Raw genomic sequence first — 17820 nt, forward strand, 5'->3', positions numbered from 1 at the left:
TGTCTTTGATAAAGGTCGAACTTAGGAAACTACCATTTTGGGCACCGCCTTGCCGGACCGATCCGGGGCAGGCGGTTGAAGAATTAACTCAATATAACGGTGCGTAAAGACCGACATTAAATGAACACAGACCAGGCAGATAAGCACAAAAGACAACTCGCTCATGACCGAGTGTGGCACCTTCAGCAACTTGAAGAAAAACAGATCCATGACGGTCAGCACAACCATGTGATTCAGGTAATAGGAGTAAGAAAGTTTTCCCAGAAACTCGAACCGAGGGCGAGCCAGCAGCCTGGAAAAAGCCCCCAATTCGCGGGAGAAAACAATGATGACCAGCGCAAACAGAAACGGCATCAACCAGCTTTCGCGGTGCGTGAATGAACTGACCGCAACGATGGTCAGGCCAAACAGTAAGACCTCGACAACAGAAAACTGCCGGTAGCTGAATCGAAGGGGCAACTGCCGGTTCAATCGGTAGGTAAACATGCCGATCAGAAAACTATACAGGCAACGCACAAAGCCATAATCGTAGTTGAAAATGATGTTGCCCTGATGCTGTACGATAAACCAGCCCAGCAAACCGAAAAGGAAGCTGCCCATGAGCAGCAGGTTTTTACGAAACACAACCAGGCACAACGCCCACACGATGTACGTGTAAAACTCAACGCTGATGCTCCAGCTTGGCCCGTTCCAGGTGACCTGATCAAACAGGTTCAGCGATTGGGCTAAGGTGAGGTTGGCCAAAAAAGACAGCATACTTTTGTCACTGGCAAAGACGGGAAAGCTTAGCTTAACAATGTACCGGTCAATGCCGTAGCGCACCAGTTCGAACCCCAACACCAGGAGCAACGTGAACAGATGAAGCGGATACAGTCGATTAAATCGTTTCCGTATGAAAGGCCGCAGACTGGCGAAATCGTTGATCCGATCATAGTTGCTATGGGTAATAACAAAGCCCGACAAGACAAAAAAGAAGTCGACAAAAATGTCACTTTTGGCAACGAAGGCAATGCCGGACAATAACTCCAGACGCTGTAAATGGAATAGAATCACCATAATGGCCGCCATACCCCGAAACGAATCAACCGCTTTAAATCTCATGATACAATCAGGCTAAAGATTTGTACACATTGAGGGTCTGATCGATGGATTTCTCCAGCGAAAAATCGTTCAGCCGCTGCGTTCCCTTTACGACTAACTGGGATCTCAGCGCTGGATTGGTCAGCAAGTCGGCCAGTGTTTCGGCCAGGTCATCCAGATCATTTGGCCGGAAATACACCGCAGCATTCGTTGCGATCTCGCGGAAACACTCCGTATCACTCAACAGAATGGGGCATTTCGCTTTGAAAGCCTCCAGAATGGGCAACCCGAAGCCTTCATAGAGCGACGGATAGGCAAACACCTGGGCGTGTTGATAGAGGTAATTGAGTTGTTCATCTGTGGCACCAATGTGCCGTACCCGGCTCGTCAGTTTTAACCGTTGAATGAATTCAAGATCCGCCACTTCCAGTTTGCCGCCACCAGCCAGCACGACGTTCAGCGCCGGAAAACGGGGCGCCAGTTTACTGATCGCGTTCAGGAAGAGATAAAAATTCTTGTACCCGCTACGATCGCCCACGAACAGCACATATTGCTCAGGCAACCCAGGCACTGGCTGCGTCAGCACGGGGCTGTTCAGATCAATGCCGTGGTAGATGGTCCAGACTTTTTTGGGGTCGATGTCAAAAAAGCTGAGCATATCGTTCCGGGTCGTATTGGAGATGGTGATAATGGCGTCGGCCCGCAGAATATTTTCCCGCTTCTGGCGGGTAAGTGGATCGAGCGCCCAGAAGTACTCCGGCAACCGCTCGTAGGTCATGTCGTGAATGGTGATCACCAGCGGCTTCTTCAGCCGATTCATGTAATAGGTATCGTAGTAGGTGGGATGAAAGACGTCGAAGTCGGATTTATCCAGCAGGCGTTTGCAGTAAAATTCGTTAAGCCGGTAATCATAGCGTTCATTACGATTCAGTATCTTATCGCTCAGGTTACCTTTTAGGGGAAGGGGCTCGTTCTGGATATAGTGATTTTTGGCATGCATCACGCCTAATTGATACGTAATGTCATCGGTACGTTTTATGCCCTGAATAATATTGGCAAAGTAGCGGCTGATACCGCCGTATTTTTGGGTAGTGAATTTCTGATGGTCAATAAATACTTTAGTCATCGGATAGAACGGTCGGAAAGGTGTTTCATTTTCAGGGTGTTAAAGGGCCATCCAAGTCGATGGCAACAGGTCTTTTGTATTCCAGGTAGGCTGTTGTTTGTACCACTTTCGGGGCGTGATGACCAGTTTATCCGTGTGCGGGTTGAGCCAGGCTCCCCACCAGCTAAAGGAACTGTTCGCAATGATATGGTGACGGCATTGGCTCATCAGCACCAGATCGGCCACGTCGCCGTTGGGCCCGGTATTCTCGACAAAAACGGTATTGTCCGGGAGCGCCAGATGCTCATGCACCCACGCGTGATCATCGCTGAAGACGTATAACTGCGTATTTTCATAATGCTCATTCAACTGCTGAAGCGCCTGTTTGTAATAGTCCAGCCCCACAAAGCCAAAGGTTTTACTGAACTCCGGGTGGTTCACATAATCGCCCCGCCGAATGTGAATGGAAACGGGTGTCGGCGTATTGCCGATCTGTTGGCGGTAATGCGAAAACTCCGGGCTGGGCACGCCTGCCAAGGTTATCTCCTGCCGGATTGTCTGGGCATCGTCCCGAAAATACGCTTCCGATTGCCAGAAGCCCTCCAATATAATACAGCCAGCGCGGGCATCGAGAATGCTCTGATCGAAGTGAAAATGCTTTTCTTTCAGAAACCGAACTACGGGCGGCAAACTCCGGTTTGGCAGCAGCTTCGTGGCTTTGGAAACGTATTCCATTGGCGATTTCTGAAGGAGCCGATAGGGAACCTTAAAGTGGTCCAGCTTGAAGGGCCGCACCGTATCGTCGGAATACTCATAGAGGTAATAGCTCAAGTCCAGATACAAAGCGGCCTTGTTTTTCAAGGCAAGATGCCGACCCGTTGCATACTGAAACAGCTGATTTCCTAAGCCACTGGTAATTCTGCTAATAATCATCGTAGATCAATACTACTTCTGGTTCATTTGGCTTTTCAGGCCCTGCTCCGTGAGAACAAGGACTGGATACTAAAAATCAATAAGTTTTCTATATCTACTATATATAAATATAAAGTTAACATTTATGCGAATTATGTCAAATTTAAGAATGGGAAATTGCCGAATTTTAGTAGTTGTCGGTTAAATGGGCCAACACCTCTTCCCGGTCTCTGGCATGCAGAATGGTGGCTCCAGATAACCGGGGGAACAGGTTCTCATACTCGTTGAACGGGTGCTCTTTTCCCCAGGCTGGATTCGACAGGATAATATTTGTTCCCCCAAAACAGCTTGCCAGCGCGGCTGTTCCCCCATGCATCGAAATAAAATGGTTGCAATTGGCATAGACCATCAATTGCAGATGATTGTAATTATTGACCGTATCGGGATGGTATCGGGCAAACAGGTCATCCATCAACACAACCTCCGGGTGCTTTTCCCGCAACCACGCATGCTCGTTCAGGACCATCGTTTCGCTATTATCCTGCACGATGTGCGTCGGTAAGGGCCGGTTGTAAATGATCTGATAGGAAGAACCAACCTGTTGAATAATCCGATCGAGGGTGGGAATGTCCAGAAAGTTGATGGGCGGTTGATCCCACTCAATATTGTATTTATTGGCAATGATCAGAATGGGCTTATCGAAAACGAACACATCATTTTTGAAATGCGCTTTATACGGCACCTGCGCCCATTTCCGGAAGCTGTAGGTATTGCTGTGGGTCATGTTTGGCACATTATAGTGCGCATACGATTCCGTCCAGACCCGTTTCTCGAATCGCTCCTCGTGGTCTTCACTGAAGAAATAGAACTCCTTCGTATGCCGGGTCGAAATCGTTTTCAGAAGCGTACCGTTCAGGTAGTGCCAGTAGGCGAAGGGCAACACATACCGCAATTCCTGATCGAATTCGCCGTGATAACTAATCACTTTATACTTCTTCTTCAGCACGTAATCGCGAACCACATACCGCCCCTGAACCAGCTTGCAGTAGTAGTTATCCCGCACAAAATACCATAGATCCTGGGGCAGTTTCGGATAGGTAAACCGGGCGACGACATACAGAGATTTTAACAACAATTTTTGCATAGAATCAGGCCGCTTTGCCAAACGTTTTCAGGTCGTTGATCGGATATTTGTAGCGAATCGTCAAGCCACTATAAATCAGTCCGCCAATGGCTATTTCCACCAGCGTATTGACCGTATTGATGGAATCGGCAAACGATTTATAGAGCAGAATGGCGGCCACCATTAGCCCGCAGAACAGAATCGGTTTGCTGATATTCTGAGCAAACTCACCCAGAAATGAGCCAATCAGCGAATGGACAATACCAAAATTAAACAGCAGATTGACGAACGTAGCCACGAGAAAAGCCGATGCGATACCGACGACTCCCCATTGCTGGGCGAATAGAAAAACCAGCGGAATCTTGATGACGAGGGTAATGATATTGAGAAAAAAGAGCAACTTCGGTTTCCCTTTCGAAAACGCCAGCGTAAACAACGGATTACTCAGAAACGTGAAAATGCTGACGAAAACAAAAATTCGGATCAACAGCACCGTTGGCTCCCAACCGGGCCCATAAAAGAGGAACACCACGCTGTCGGCCATAATGAACAAGCCCGCCAGCAGCGGCAAATTCACGTAACTGAGCAGGTCCAGAATGGTCAAATACGACTTTTTCAGCTCGTTGGTATCGCCTTTCAGCCGGGCCAGAATCGGGTACGCAACCTGAAGAACAATCGGGTTAAGCCGTTGAATGGGAAATACGGCCAGTTGAGAAGCCAGTGTATAATAACCCAACTGCTTCACGCCAAGCATACCCCCAACCAGAATATTGTCGGAGTTGGCCTGAATGAACCCAACAATGCCATCGCCAACATTATACAGGCCAAACCGCAGGTGATCCTTGATCAGACTCAGATCAAATGTGGCCACGGGCTTAAACAGCTTCCGGCCATACATCAGTTGCAGAATCGACTTGATCGCCTGCTGTGCCAGTTGCCCGTACATCAGCGATAATTCCGCGTATCCGTTGTAGGCCAGGAGAATGGTTACGCTGCTCCCGAAAATGGTCCCGGCAATGTCGATGCTGGCAACGGCTTTGAACTGAAGCTCTTTCTGAAGCAGAAACAGGTAAATCTGCCCGACATAGACAATGCTGAAATAGAACGATGATAATTTAATCACCTGCTCCAGCCGGGGCTCTTTGTAATAAGCCACGACCAGCGGCCAGCTAAAGAAAACGACAACACCGATCAGCAGCCCCAGGATCAGGTTGAGCAGGTAAATGGTCGACAAGACGCGCCGGTCCTCCTCCTGCTTGTAGATGATGGAATTAGAAAATCCCAGGTTAGCAAAAATGCTGAAGAAGGCAATCATCAGCGTACTCACGCTGACAATCCCGAACACCGACGGCTCCAGCAACCGGGCCAGAATGGCAACCTGGCCAAACTGAAAGACGGTGGAAATAGCCGTGGACATCGTCATCCATTTACCCCCGCTAAGCGCCTGTTGTTTCTGACTCATTTAGGTTGCTGGTCAAGTACGTTCTCGGTTGGCGAGGCACCGGGCACCACCAGGTTAGGCTCTGTATAGCGCTTGGTACGGACCAGCCCCTGCTCGATATCGCCCAAGGTTGGCGCATCGTTATCACTGCCCTCCACTTTATTGAGCGCAATCAGCAACGGATGTCTGACCGCTTTTGCGTACAGCCCAAACAATTCTTTATCCCGACGACCCCAGAGCGTGTGTACCGTAAGTACCATGAGCGACACCGCACTCTGGTTGACCAGATGCAACGGGATCGGGCTACCCACGAGGGCGGGCAATTCAAAAATGATTTTGTTCACCGTGCTCATCAGCGGCATATCGCCATTGATCGTCAACTGCTCCGGCTCCCGAACATTCATAAAGTTTGGATGCAGCTCATAGGGCAGAAAAACGATATTTTCCTGCTCAAATGACTTATCCATTTCGGACAACCGGGGGTAGAAATAAGCCACCTTCTCGCCCGATTCCGCATACATCCGGGCCAAGCCGTGCGCACACCAGGTTTTCCCCTGCTTCGAGCGCATACTGAATAGGGTGATGAGGGGCGTTTGGTCCGCTGGTCGCCGATGCTCGATCTCAATATTAATGGCGTTCCCCAATTGCTCGAACATGCCAACGGCAGCCCGGCCAGTCCGTGATTTGGCCGCAAACTTTTTAACCATCGGAAACACGGCCGTCATGGATTTTCCCAATACATGTTCAGCCTGCTCCAGCGTGTTTATCCGCTTGTCGACCCAGAAACGGATAGCCGCCAGCACCAGCGCAACAACCAGGCCCACACCAGCCGCAATGGCGGTAAACAGCCAGCGCTTGAGGGCTTGTGCCGACAGCGGAAAGGCGGGCGGGTCCAGTACCGACAATGACCCGTCGATGCTGATATCCTGTCGATGTGTTGTGGCCTGGTTCAACGACTGTACCAGACCCAGGTATTCTTTCTCGGCGATGTCCATGTCGCGGGTCAGTTGCCGCTGTTCTGATTCCAGCGGGGTAAACGTCGTGGATTCAGCCTGATAGTCGTCCAGCCGTTTTTTAACGACACCCATCCGGGCACCCGATTCTTCATATTCCAGCACTTTCGTCAGCCATTCGTTCACCAGCTTCAGCTTTGGAACCGACTCCGACCCATTATCGGCCGCAAAATATGTCTGGGCAATCTGCTTCAGCTCGTCCGACGCCTGGTTGATTTTGGCTTGGTATTTATCCAGAACGGCCTGTGGCTGCCCATTGGTCCGGGCGGTGATGAGCTGGGATTCAGCCGCAGTTAGTTCGGCCTGTTTATCGGTCAGCGCCGTATTGATCTTGAGCAAACTTCCGCCCTGGGTCATCCGCTGATTCAGGGCATTCATGGCAGCTTTGGCCGCCTGGTTCCGCATGACTTCCTCATTGTACTCGGCAACCAGAGCCTCACGGGTCACCGAGCGCGTTTTCAGTTCTTCCTCAAAATTGAGTACGTTATGCTGGACATTGAATGCCTTGAGTTTAGCCTCCGCATTATCCAGTTGCCGCTTAGCCTCTTTCGCTTTGCTTTCGTAGTAGCCAACCACGGGATTGGTTTCCCCTCTCTTCAGGGCGGTATACCGCTCATTGAGTTCCGTAATGGCCAGTTTCAGCGTCTGCTGAACCACCGCCGGGTCATCCCCTTCATACTCCAGATCCAGCATATCACTGCCGCTCCTTCGGGTAGCCTTCAGCTTTTTACCAATGTAGTCGGCCGTGTAATACGAGTCGGACCCAATCAATAGCTGCCGGACGGGATTATCCGTCGAGCTTTTTGCCAGACTATCGAGCCGTACACGGGTATAGGCCAGGTCACCGGCCCGGAGCAGCGACTGCCGAAAGCTGGCGGGAATGGCCACTTGCAACGCCTGAAAATTGGCCGCCGAGAGCTGCCGTTCAGATGGCTTGGTAAGTTGCAGGTGCTCGGCCAGCAGGTTGAGGCCTACGTAATAGAGCGTCTGGTTAGAGGTCAGCGTTGTCAGAATATTATCGAATGCATTGCTGACCGCCGAGTAATCTGTCTGGAAACCCTCCTGCGCCGACCGCAGGGTATAGCCCGACGTTAAGCCGGTATATAGGGTTGCCTTGGTTTTATACACCTTCGTCTCGTTGCGCATGAAGTAGTATACCGTTCCTCCGGCCAGGCAGGGAAACAGGATGAACCAGAGAAGATGCTGTTTCAGGAGCCGGATAAGTCCTTGAATAGTCATGTGGTTAATTGCGTTTCAGTTGATGAATAGGCACCCCAACGAACAATTCCAGGGCGTATATACTCTTGATGAACTGGGTCTTCGCCTGCTCCACGGTCGATCGTGTTTCGGCATAGCGGTTACTGTTGAAGGCGTGCGTTTCGGGCGTAATTTTCCCTTTTTGCAACTCGACTTCCCCAATACGGTAAGCTGCCAGCGATGCCTGATCATCCCGCAGGCGGATTTGCAAAATGCGCTGCGCCAGAATAAGGTCCTGGTATAAGTTGAAGACATCCCGTTTCAGCAGAATTTCGGCCGTTCGACGACGTTCCTGCGTAGCTTCATAGTTGGCCTGGGCTAGCCGGATCTGGTGCGGCCGACCAATCAGGTCATGAATACTGATGGCGACGTTGACCCCGGCCCGGTAGCCATTGGATATTTGCCCCAACTGATCCGTGGCGTTCGTTCCGGTCGACAGAATGGCTTGGTTACCCGTCGAATAGTTGGCATAGCCCGTAAAGTTTTGCCACACCTGCAACTTGGCCAACCGGTAGGCCTCGGCTTGTGAGGTGGCCACCGCCCCCTCAAATTTTACGGATGGGGCATACGCCAGCGCTATCTTGAAGATTTCATCGAACGGCACAAGCTGTATGGCAATATCCCGGTCAAAATCGAACCCAATGCTATCAATGGGCAATCCATCGGCCGCTGTAATGGTTGATTTGACCGATCCGGGTGCGGGCTTGGCAACCTGCCCGTAGTTGACGGTTGCTCCTGTGGCCAACAGTCCTAAACTCAGCAACCATCGGCGCGTAAATTGACGAAAACGATTCATTAACAATGTGGTAAAGTCGTGCGTTATAGCGTATTGGTTAGTTTATTATTGAACTACGTGCTCCTGCTTCCAGGCCGTGGGCACGTGTTGAATCACGGCGTCAAACTCCCTGGCCCGCTGCTCCCAGGAGTTCGCCTGTGCCATGTCGACCCGTTGCTGAATGCGCTCCTCATCGGTGTCGGCCAGGGCCCGCCGGAGTGCATCGACAAAGCGTTCCGGACGGTCGGCCAACTCGATGATGCCGATAAACTCATCCAGTATGGAGAACGGCGTTGACACAACCGGCAAGCCAGCCGCCAGGTATTCATTAATTTTGAGCGGATAAATGGTGTAGGTGTGCTTGTTACACACAAATGGAATAATGCCGACGCTGAATTTGGCCAGCAATGGCGGTAACTCGGCAGGCTGGCGGGGCGGAATGAACCGCACATTTGGGAAAGCAGCCAGCCGTGCCGGTAACGTTGGATCATGAACCTCGCCAATAAATTGAAACTCAACATCCGGCATGTTCTCGGCGCAGTAGGCCATCAGTTCACCGTCGATCCGGTTGTCGGCCGAGCCCAGATAGCCAACGACCGGCTTTGTGGGCGGCTCTTGCTGCGCCAGTTGCCGGGTGCGATTGAACAGTTCGAAATTGGCGCCGTTCTTGACGCAAAACGTTCTGGGTTGCAGCCGGGACTTATCCTGTCGCAGTGTTTCAGATGTTGTCACAATAGCATCGACACGCCGGATAAATTCGTCTTCAAAGCGATCGCCATGCCGGCTCATCCAATCACCGGCCGCCGTAATCTCGTCGAAACAATAATAAATCGTGGCGCATTCATTCAGCTTGCCCAGCAACGGCAAACCAACTACCGGATTATAAGCGTTGATGATCAACGGCTTATGTATACCCAATTGGCGCATAACGCCCCGCAGGCTGCTGGCCAGCCGGTTTGTATTCCAGTGGAGTAAGCGGTCATGCGAGGTAGGCGGCAACCAGTTGATCGGCAGCATCAGGGGTGGATTCCAGACGTAAAGTTCTCCGCCGTGTTTTGTCGAAATTTTGGTTAGTGGCTTGCGGAGACGCAGGGTTTCCCGAACCGGCATCTCCTTCCGGCCAGCTGCCAGATCTTTGACGGTGTACATATAATCGACAAAAAGCACCCGATGACGAGCCGACAACTCAGTCATTAACTGCACCACGGCCTTTTGAAAATCGCCCGCCCAGGGTGTTTGGGTCAGGCAGATGATACTGTCAAATTGCTGCATAGGGTTCGGGCGTTACAAGTTTACGTTCTTCATTAACGGAGCCGGAAAGGGTCGGCTGGCTATCCCACCGATTGCAGGAAGCGACCAGCATAGTACTGATAAACACGATACTGCTGGTCGGGAACTGGCCCAGAACAGGGTTGGAATAGCCCATAATAGCCATCCCGACAAACTCGGCCAGAAAGGCATACATCACCTTGATCATCCACGGGTCTTTCAACTGCCAGACCCTGTATACGCCTATTCCGGTGAGCCCGATCAGCATCGCGATATAGAGCGCGACCCCTACCCGACCGGTTTCGATCCAGAGCTCAACGTACCAGCTATCCGGCGGAGTTTGGGCGGCCCAATGCCAGGGAGAAAACCGCGCGCCCATATCGGTCGATGTGCCGATGCCTGCCCCAAAAGGAAGATCGGCCAGATAGGCTTTCAGCTTTGCCTGATTCTGGAGACGCAGAATAAACGAGGGATCATTCATGGGCGTCAGCGCCGAGCGCATGCGCTGCACCTGGTAATTTGAGCTACCCACGCTGGTATACATCAACAGCAAAAACAAGGGAACCGATAAAATCATACCGATCACCAGCTTCAGAAAATCGCGTTTGAGAAGCAGGTAAAAGGCAAATCCGCCCACCATCACGAACAGGGCACTTCGGGTTCCAGAAATGGCATAACCCCAGAAATAAACCAGCGTAAGGGCTGTATAAGCTATTTTTTTAGGAAGCGTTTTCTCTTCGAAAACCCGAATGAGCGCCACCAGCGTCACCCCGGCCATTTCGCCCCCGAACTGAGCCGCATCCGAATAGAACGAGAAACAGCGGAGCTGCCCAAAGAGCATATGCGTCCGGGCATTGAATCCACTATTCAACCAGACAACTTCGGCGGGCGACAGGCCCAGATACTGCTGTTTGAAGCCCCATAATGCCGCCATAAACGACCAGATCAACCAGGTGTTGACGAAAATCCGGACGTCCCGACGCGTGAGGGGTATGACCAGCACCGCACAGGCGACGATAATCCAGTGCAGCGAAAAGGGGCGCACGTGAAAAAACCAGGCCGGACGATATGGTGCCTCCGGGTTGATCAGTTCAATAACGGTATACAGAAACCAGATGGCAATCAGGGCAAACGCACCGGTGCGCAACCGGTTCCACTCCATCCGCTGGCCGTTCAGAAACAGGCTGAACAACGTCAGGAACAATAAACCATCGATGAGCAGGCCCACGGGAAGCTGCACGAGCAGAAAGCGGGTGAACCCGATGATATAACTTAGCTGTACATACAGAAACAAGCCCCAGCGTGGCTGCATGAACACCAGCATGACTAGCCCGATGGCGATTGGGACCACAATCGCCAGTACGGCACCCGGTACACCCAGCTGACTCACGAAATAGCCGACAGCCACGGTATAGATACCTCCGAAGAGCGTAAATAACCAGAACTGATTTGACCTGAGGTTGCTGGAGATAGATAAGGCAGATAGGGGCATGCTGATTCCGAGTAGTAGTTTGTCTGCGTCGTGTCCCTAGTTCGTCAACATCGCATCAAACGGCTTGGCTATGGGTGTTGATTTTCCTTCAGGACGGGTTTTGGTCACCGTATGCTTCAGGTTCCAGACAACTGCATTTCGCACCGCTTTCAGATAATCGGGTTGCCAGCGAAGCGTGTATTGAAGAAGTGCTTTGGGCAGCGCCAGTCCAAAATAGTAGGTGTAAAAAACGAATAGCGGCAGCTTTTCCACATTTCGGCGCATGAACCACAGCCGGTTACGCGTGTGGTAGTACACCTTCATGGGATTTTGCTTCCCCACGCTCATCGATTCGCGGTGGTAAATAAGGGCCTGGGGCTGGTAATAGATATGAAAGCCCGCCTTTCGAATCCGCATCGACCAGTCCAGTTCTTCATAATAAAGGAAAAAACTGTCGTCCAGGCTACCCACGCGGTCCAGCACTTCCCGACTAACCAGCATGGCGGCCCCGTGCGCGAAATAAGTGGCTTTAGCCTGATCATGTTGCCCCTGGTCGGGCTCCATCAGGCCAATGGCCCATGTCCGCCCCGTGTACCTGTTGAGCGGATGGTACCCGGCATACTGGATAACATCGGGTTGATCGTAATACCGGATTTTGGGGCAGCAAACGCCAATGGTTGCGTCCTCGAAAAATGGCTTTATCAACTGATCCAGAAGATCAGGTGTAACGATGGTATCGTTGTTGAGCAAGAAATAATAGTCGCCTTTTGCCTGTTGAATTCCGAGGTTGTTCCCGCCGGAAAACCCTAAATTTTCTGCACTGACGATCACACGCACATTGGGATAGTTACCCTGCCTTATTCGTTCGGTCGGGTCCTCTACTGATCCGTTATCGACAACGATAATCTCAAAATTGGGGTAGGTAAGCTGCCGGGTAGACTCCAGCAGGTCACAGGTTACCACCGCCTGATTATAGTTGATCGTGATGAGGGATATGAGTGGTGTTGTATTTATCCGGTTTACATCTGCCATACATTGTACAGGTATCCATCCTCATCAGACGATTACCCCAGTTTTTGACATCGCTCTTATACATATATTAATACCACCATAAAGATAAACTCAATATTTACCTTTTCTAAACAAAATAAACAAAATATATCCTTCTGTTTGTTATACGGCAAGTCAAGTCAATAAACCCCACCTTGTCTGACAGGTCTCATCAGGGATTGTATAGCTTTATTGGATCTGGGCGTAGTGACTCGACACGAGGCTTCTCGGGGAGTACGGGAAAGCGGTAAAAAGTTAAACCACCAAGCCACAACGAACATTAAGTTTTCCCTTCCCGGAGGATGTAAGAAGTCTTTGTGTTCGTTGTGGCTTGGTGGTTCAATGAAACCATCCGTTAACCAGAGGATGCTTTCAATGACCACAGTGTTTTTTAGTTGCCCACCGTGGCCATTGTCACCCTATGATCACTACGTTAATTTTTCAGCACTTTTCGCATAGCCCGTTCGTCTCCCTGCTTTATTTCCAGGACATAGTTTCCTGTGGGAAGCTGAGACAGATCGATCTTACCTGAAAAACGGTCGCCCGTATTCGGGATAACCAGCCGATGGTGCATCTGCCCCGTTCCAGCATTAAAAACACGCACGCGCATCGGGTCTGTCGTGGCTCGCTCTGCCTGAATCGTCACAAAATCGACGGTTGGGTTTGGAAATACCTGAATAGACTCTTCCAGACTTTTAACCTCGGCCAGGCTGGCTTTCCGCGCATTGGGCGCGGCATTTCCCGGCACCACAAACAGGGGCGTTTCCGTGACGGTCAACTGCACTTTACCAAGAGTTGTCGTAACCACTTCCACCTCCATGTCATTACTGCCCACTTTGGGTCGATAGATTCGGGCCTGGGTCGCACTGCCCAGGTCGAGCGAGTAGGAAGCCGTACGACCAACTTCATCGGGCACCACCAGCATGTACATCGAATTACCGCTCCGCTCATACCGGTCCACGAATGGATCGCGGGCAAGTGTTTCCTTATACACGTAATCCCCAAAAAGTTTTTTTGTCTGGAACAGATAATCAGCCGCCGGACGTCGGGTTGTATTATCACCGTTGGCCAGCCCCGATGTACCAAACATACCCCCGCCGGAATTATCGTCGTAAAGCTGGTAGAAAAACACTTTCTCGATCCCCAGTCGGGCATACATCAAGGCTGTTCTCAGGATCCAGTCACCCTGCGTTTGCAGAGCCGACTTATTCCCGATGGGGATAGCCCGCAGCGGGCTTCCCTGGTTCACATCATAGCCAGCCTCCGTAATCCAGACGGGCATATCGTAGGATTGCCGATGCGCCGTTTGCCGAAAATCCTCCGCAATTTTATTGACCGGCGTCACTTCCGGAGCGGCTCCCCGGGTGGATGTACCACTCTGCGACGACGAGGTGTTGTCGGAATACATGTGGTAGTTGATGATATCCCAGCACAGGTTGACCGAGCCATCGGGTTTGTAGCCGCGGTACTGCTTACACCAGTCGATCATCCCTTTTACATAATCGGACCCGCTCGATGCCGACGCCAGTCCGCCAATGACCACCTTCACCGAAGGATCGGCGTTTTTGACCCCAACACCCACGCCCATCGTGTTTTTGTGTCCGTCGTAGAACGCCGATAGATTGGCCGCATACTCGCGGGCCGTTTGATACGCTTTTCGGCCTTTCCACCATTTGTCGCGCTCATTATCACACTCAATGTATTTTATCAGCCCTAAGCCAACTTTAATCGAATTCGGGGTATCGCCCGTCCAGCGCGGTGTCGAATTCACATGGAGCAAGGCGGGGTTTACATTCGGATTATAGCCGTAGCGCGCCATATACTGGAAACCCACTTTTGCCTGTTCCAGATACGAGTTCGGATCGGCGAAGTCTTTACCGTAGCGCACCGGTGTGTTTTCGGCATCCCGCTGGTCCTGCGGATAGGTATTGACCATCCAGTCCGGAATGGTTTTCACACAGGCCAGCACGTCTATGCCTTCCGCTTTGCAGCGCTCGTAGATCGCGTCGAAGTTCCAGCCTCCGCTCATCGTTGGATTATAGGAATAGCTTCCCTCGGTCGATTCAAGTTTGTTCCAGTCCATGTAATGGCGAATACCGGAAAAACTTTTCACGATATTCATTTTGGCCTCATTGATCATCCAGGGCGAATTGCCATCTTCGAAATTCCACTCGTAGGCGTTCACGCCCAGCATGTCGCTCAGCTTGACGGATTTTGCCGGCGTCGGGGTGGGCTGCTGACTGGGTGGTGTATAAGAACCAAATAGCTCGATCTCTGTTGGGAAGGACCCGTAGGTGTTGATTACTAGATAGCGGGCATTGGCGATGGGCTGGTCCAGCTTAAACTTGGCATTACCGGTGGTGGAGCGGTCCGGGTAAGGACCAACCCAGGCGGCATAATCACTACCCGTGAAGGTAGCAATCGGGATGCGTTGCCATTGATCGGTAATGACTGCCAGCGTCATGGGTGTATCCTGACATGAGCCAACAAAATCGTAGAAGCGTAAACTTTCCAGGGTCATCGACTCCCCGTTCAGCAGTGGATAATAAGCATCATACTGGGGTAGAACCTTGCCCCAACCCGTTTCAACGGTCGCATCGGTAACGCCATCGAATAGGCCCTGTAGCCCATTACTCACATTTGTAAGCTGATACCAGCGTTTCGGATCAATCGGAATTTTCCGGTCGGCCGCGATGATCGATGACGTCCGGATAACCTGCGTCTGGGTTACGTCATTTGCGGCTAGAAATGACGAGGAAGCGGCCTGCGAAGCCGTCAGGATGGCCGTTCCGGCAGCAACGACAGTGGCCTTCCATGAACCGGTAGCGTTCGACACGGACAGTACGGCGGGGTTAGATGACGAAAAAGTAATGGGTGTCTGGTTATTATTACTCGTGGCGACCAGCGCGAAATCGCCATCGTCGGTCGTCTTATCGGGCAGTGCCCCAAAACTGATAACTGATGGCGCAAGGGCCGTCCCACCCTGTGTAATGTTGACCCAGTTAAAACTCCAGGCACCCCGCACCGAGAAGATTCGTAACACCTGGCTCCCCGCCTGTAACGTAGCGGTTGTATTTATGGTGGTCCAGTTCTGCCAGCCGCCCGTTCGGGGCACATCGATGCTGCCCAGCACCACGCCCGACTCCGTCCGAATGTCAATACGTCCATTTCCCCAAGCATTAGCTACCCGAAACTGAAACGTATAGACGCCGGTCGATGGGACTGTGACGTTGTAATCCATCCAGTCGCCATCGTCGATATAATTCAGGTCCAGTCCCCCGTCGGTATCGGTCACATCTTCAGGACGAACATCGGTGGCTACGTCGAAACTTTCCGCTTGTACTTTCCCCGGCAGCGACTGGCCGGTTGTAATGTCGAACCAGTTCAGATTCCAATCACCTTTCAACACGTAAATCTGTATGATCTGGGTACCCGCAGTCAGGTGAGCCGTTGCTCCGGTTGTTTGCCAGTTCTGAATACCACCCGTTCGCGGAACATCGACCGTGCTCAGCGCGGTACCATCAGCCAATCGGATCTGGAACTTTGAACCATCACCATAGCCATTGGCCACCCGAAAGCGAAAGGAATAAACGCCGGTCTGCGGCACATTGATGCTGTACGTAAGCCAGTCGCCCGTATCTATGTTATTGATGTTCTGCCCCCCACCCTGATCGTCGGTTGTTTCCAGCCCGATGCCCTGCATGGAGACGAAATTTTCGGCTTCGATCCGACCAGGCACATTTACACTTACCTGATTAATGGCGGGTTTGATGGATAAACTTGTCGCTTGTAACTCGGTTGTTTTGCCCCAATCAGTATGTATACTGACCGTCAATACTATAGCAACGCACGTAAAGATTGAAAGTAAATTTTTTTCCATGTATGACCTGGTTAAACAATTAAGGTAAAGTTTAAAAGTTTTATTTATTATAACAATATTTCATATACTAATTGTATATTAATTTAAATGTTTATTAATTTTATTCACTGATTTGTATTAACAAAGGTATAGATCATATTCTCTTTATTCCCAATGGCTCTATTCTTTTACTTTATCTACTTTATCGGATTCTTACTCGCTGGTTATCTGGCGCTTAACGTTAGCTACCTGTTCGTTTCAGCAATAGCGGGCCGATTGGGTTGCCAAAGTGATGTTTACTCACCCAAGGCTGATGACGTTCAACGGCGAATTGCCGTCCTGATTCCAGCCTACAAGGAGGATGCCGTCATTCTGGGGTCAGTGGCGGCTAACTTGAAACAGAGCTATCCTTCTGCTTTATACGATTTAGTCGTGATTGCCGATTCATTCCTACCCGAAACGCTGGAAAAACTTTCGCATTACCCGATTAAGGTATTAGAGGTGTATTTCGAGCAATCGACGGTCCAAAAATCCGTTACTTATGCCCTCAATGCGCTTCCTGAAAATACCTATGATTTCGTCGTGATTTCGGACGCGGATAACCATATGGCCACTGACTTTCTGGAACGAATCAATTACGCCTTTGGGCAAGGCTGGCTGGCCGTTCAGGGGCACCGCAAAGCTAAAAACACAAATAAGAGCGTGGCAATTTTTGACGCCATGAACGAAGAAGTGAATAACAATCTCTTTCGGGCAGGGCAGCGCGCGCTGGGACTTTCGGCCATGTGCATTGGCTCGGGCATGGCCTTTGAGACCAACCTGATGAAGCGGATCATGAACCAGATCCAGACGGTGGGCGGCTATGATAAAGAACTCGAAATGCTTCTGACTATCAACCATGTTCGGGTTGGCTACTTACAGGATGCGGTCATTTACGACGAAAAAGTACAAAATGTAGCCGTGTTCAATAAACAGCGTACACGCTGGATTGCCGCTCAATTGTATTTCATAAAAGCCTATTACAAAGTAGGTTTTCAGCAATTGCGGAAAGGCAACTGGCAGGCGTTTAACGCCTTTTTTAGATCGCTGCTGCTGCCACGATCCATTTTATTGTGTGCCCTTCTCTTAATGGCATTTGTGAGTTTATTTACAGGTAGCCTACCCTTTCAGTTGTTCGCCCTGGGTATGTTTGCTATGATGGTTTTATGCCTGGTGGTGTCTATTCCAACAGTGCTGTGGAAAAAATTATCGATCCATGACTTCTTCGTTCTCCCTTCGTTGATTTTCGGCATGTTCCGGGCTTTGCTTAACTTCAAGCAAGCCAGCAAAGTATTTCTACACACGCCACACGCCGAAACAACTGATTAGTGTTACACCGTTCCACTGGGTTAATTGATTCGGCGCTTATTTATTCCAAAGCAATTAACTAATCGGGTTGAGCCACAAGTCCGATACTTCTTGTGGG

Annotated in this window: 12 protein-coding genes; 1 reads left to right on the forward strand and 11 read right to left on the reverse strand. The window is 50.8% G+C overall.

The window, feature by feature from the left end; genetic code table 11:
• Positions 1-21: 21 nt before the first annotated feature.
• The 11 genes from ACYVAM_RS02210 to ACYVAM_RS02260 form a co-directional block, all read right to left on the reverse strand.
• Positions 22-1101, reverse strand: a complete 1080-nt coding sequence (locus ACYVAM_RS02210) for an acyltransferase family protein (protein WP_461063471.1) — start codon at positions 1099-1101, stop codon at positions 22-24.
• Positions 1102-1108: 7 nt separating this feature from the next.
• On the reverse strand, positions 1109-2206 hold the full coding sequence (locus ACYVAM_RS02215) for a glycosyltransferase family 4 protein (RefSeq protein WP_461063473.1): 1098 nt from the start codon (positions 2204-2206) through the stop codon (positions 1109-1111).
• 39 nt (positions 2207-2245) lie between these two features.
• Positions 2246-3118 carry an alpha-1,2-fucosyltransferase gene (locus ACYVAM_RS02220; RefSeq protein ID WP_461063475.1) on the reverse strand — a complete coding sequence of 291 codons (873 nt, stop codon included), beginning with the start codon at positions 3116-3118 and terminating at the stop codon, positions 2246-2248.
• A 166-nt stretch (positions 3119-3284) separates the two neighbouring features.
• A complete protein-coding gene (locus ACYVAM_RS02225) occupies positions 3285-4241 on the reverse strand; it encodes a hypothetical protein (protein ID WP_461063477.1) in 957 nt (318 codons plus the stop codon).
• A gap of 4 nt (positions 4242-4245) precedes the next feature.
• A complete protein-coding gene (locus ACYVAM_RS02230; protein ID WP_461063479.1) occupies positions 4246-5682 on the reverse strand; it encodes an MOP flippase family protein in 1437 nt (478 codons plus the stop codon).
• Entirely contained in the window at positions 5679-7913 is a 2235-nt protein-coding gene (locus ACYVAM_RS02235) for a GumC family protein (RefSeq protein WP_461063481.1), read from the reverse strand. Before ACYVAM_RS02235 ends, ACYVAM_RS02230 begins: the two co-directional genes overlap by 4 nt.
• A 4-nt stretch (positions 7914-7917) precedes the next feature.
• Positions 7918-8727: a TolC family protein gene (locus ACYVAM_RS02240; RefSeq protein WP_461063483.1), complete on the reverse strand. Its 810-nt coding sequence runs from the start codon at positions 8725-8727 to the stop codon at positions 7918-7920.
• Positions 8728-8772: 45 nt separating this feature from the next.
• Positions 8773-9978 carry a glycosyltransferase gene (locus ACYVAM_RS02245; protein WP_461063485.1) on the reverse strand — a complete coding sequence of 402 codons (1206 nt, stop codon included), beginning with the start codon at positions 9976-9978 and terminating at the stop codon, positions 8773-8775.
• Positions 9965-11467, reverse strand: coding sequence for an O-antigen ligase family protein (locus ACYVAM_RS02250; protein WP_461063487.1), 1503 nt, complete (start codon positions 11465-11467; stop codon positions 9965-9967). Before ACYVAM_RS02250 ends, ACYVAM_RS02245 begins: the two co-directional genes overlap by 14 nt.
• A gap of 36 nt (positions 11468-11503) precedes the next feature.
• Positions 11504-12478, reverse strand: a complete 975-nt coding sequence (locus ACYVAM_RS02255) for a glycosyltransferase family 2 protein (protein ID WP_461063489.1) — start codon at positions 12476-12478, stop codon at positions 11504-11506.
• A gap of 451 nt (positions 12479-12929) precedes the next feature.
• Entirely contained in the window at positions 12930-16376 is a 3447-nt protein-coding gene (locus ACYVAM_RS02260) for a carbohydrate-binding protein (RefSeq protein ID WP_461063491.1), read from the reverse strand.
• Between the two features lie 153 nt (positions 16377-16529).
• Here ACYVAM_RS02260 and ACYVAM_RS02265 point away from each other — a divergent pair, with 153 nt between their 5' ends.
• A complete protein-coding gene (locus ACYVAM_RS02265) occupies positions 16530-17723 on the forward strand; it encodes a glycosyltransferase family 2 protein (RefSeq protein WP_461063493.1) in 1194 nt (397 codons plus the stop codon).
• Positions 17724-17820: the final 97 nt, after the last annotated feature.

This window comes from Spirosoma horti, from assembly GCF_054776595.1.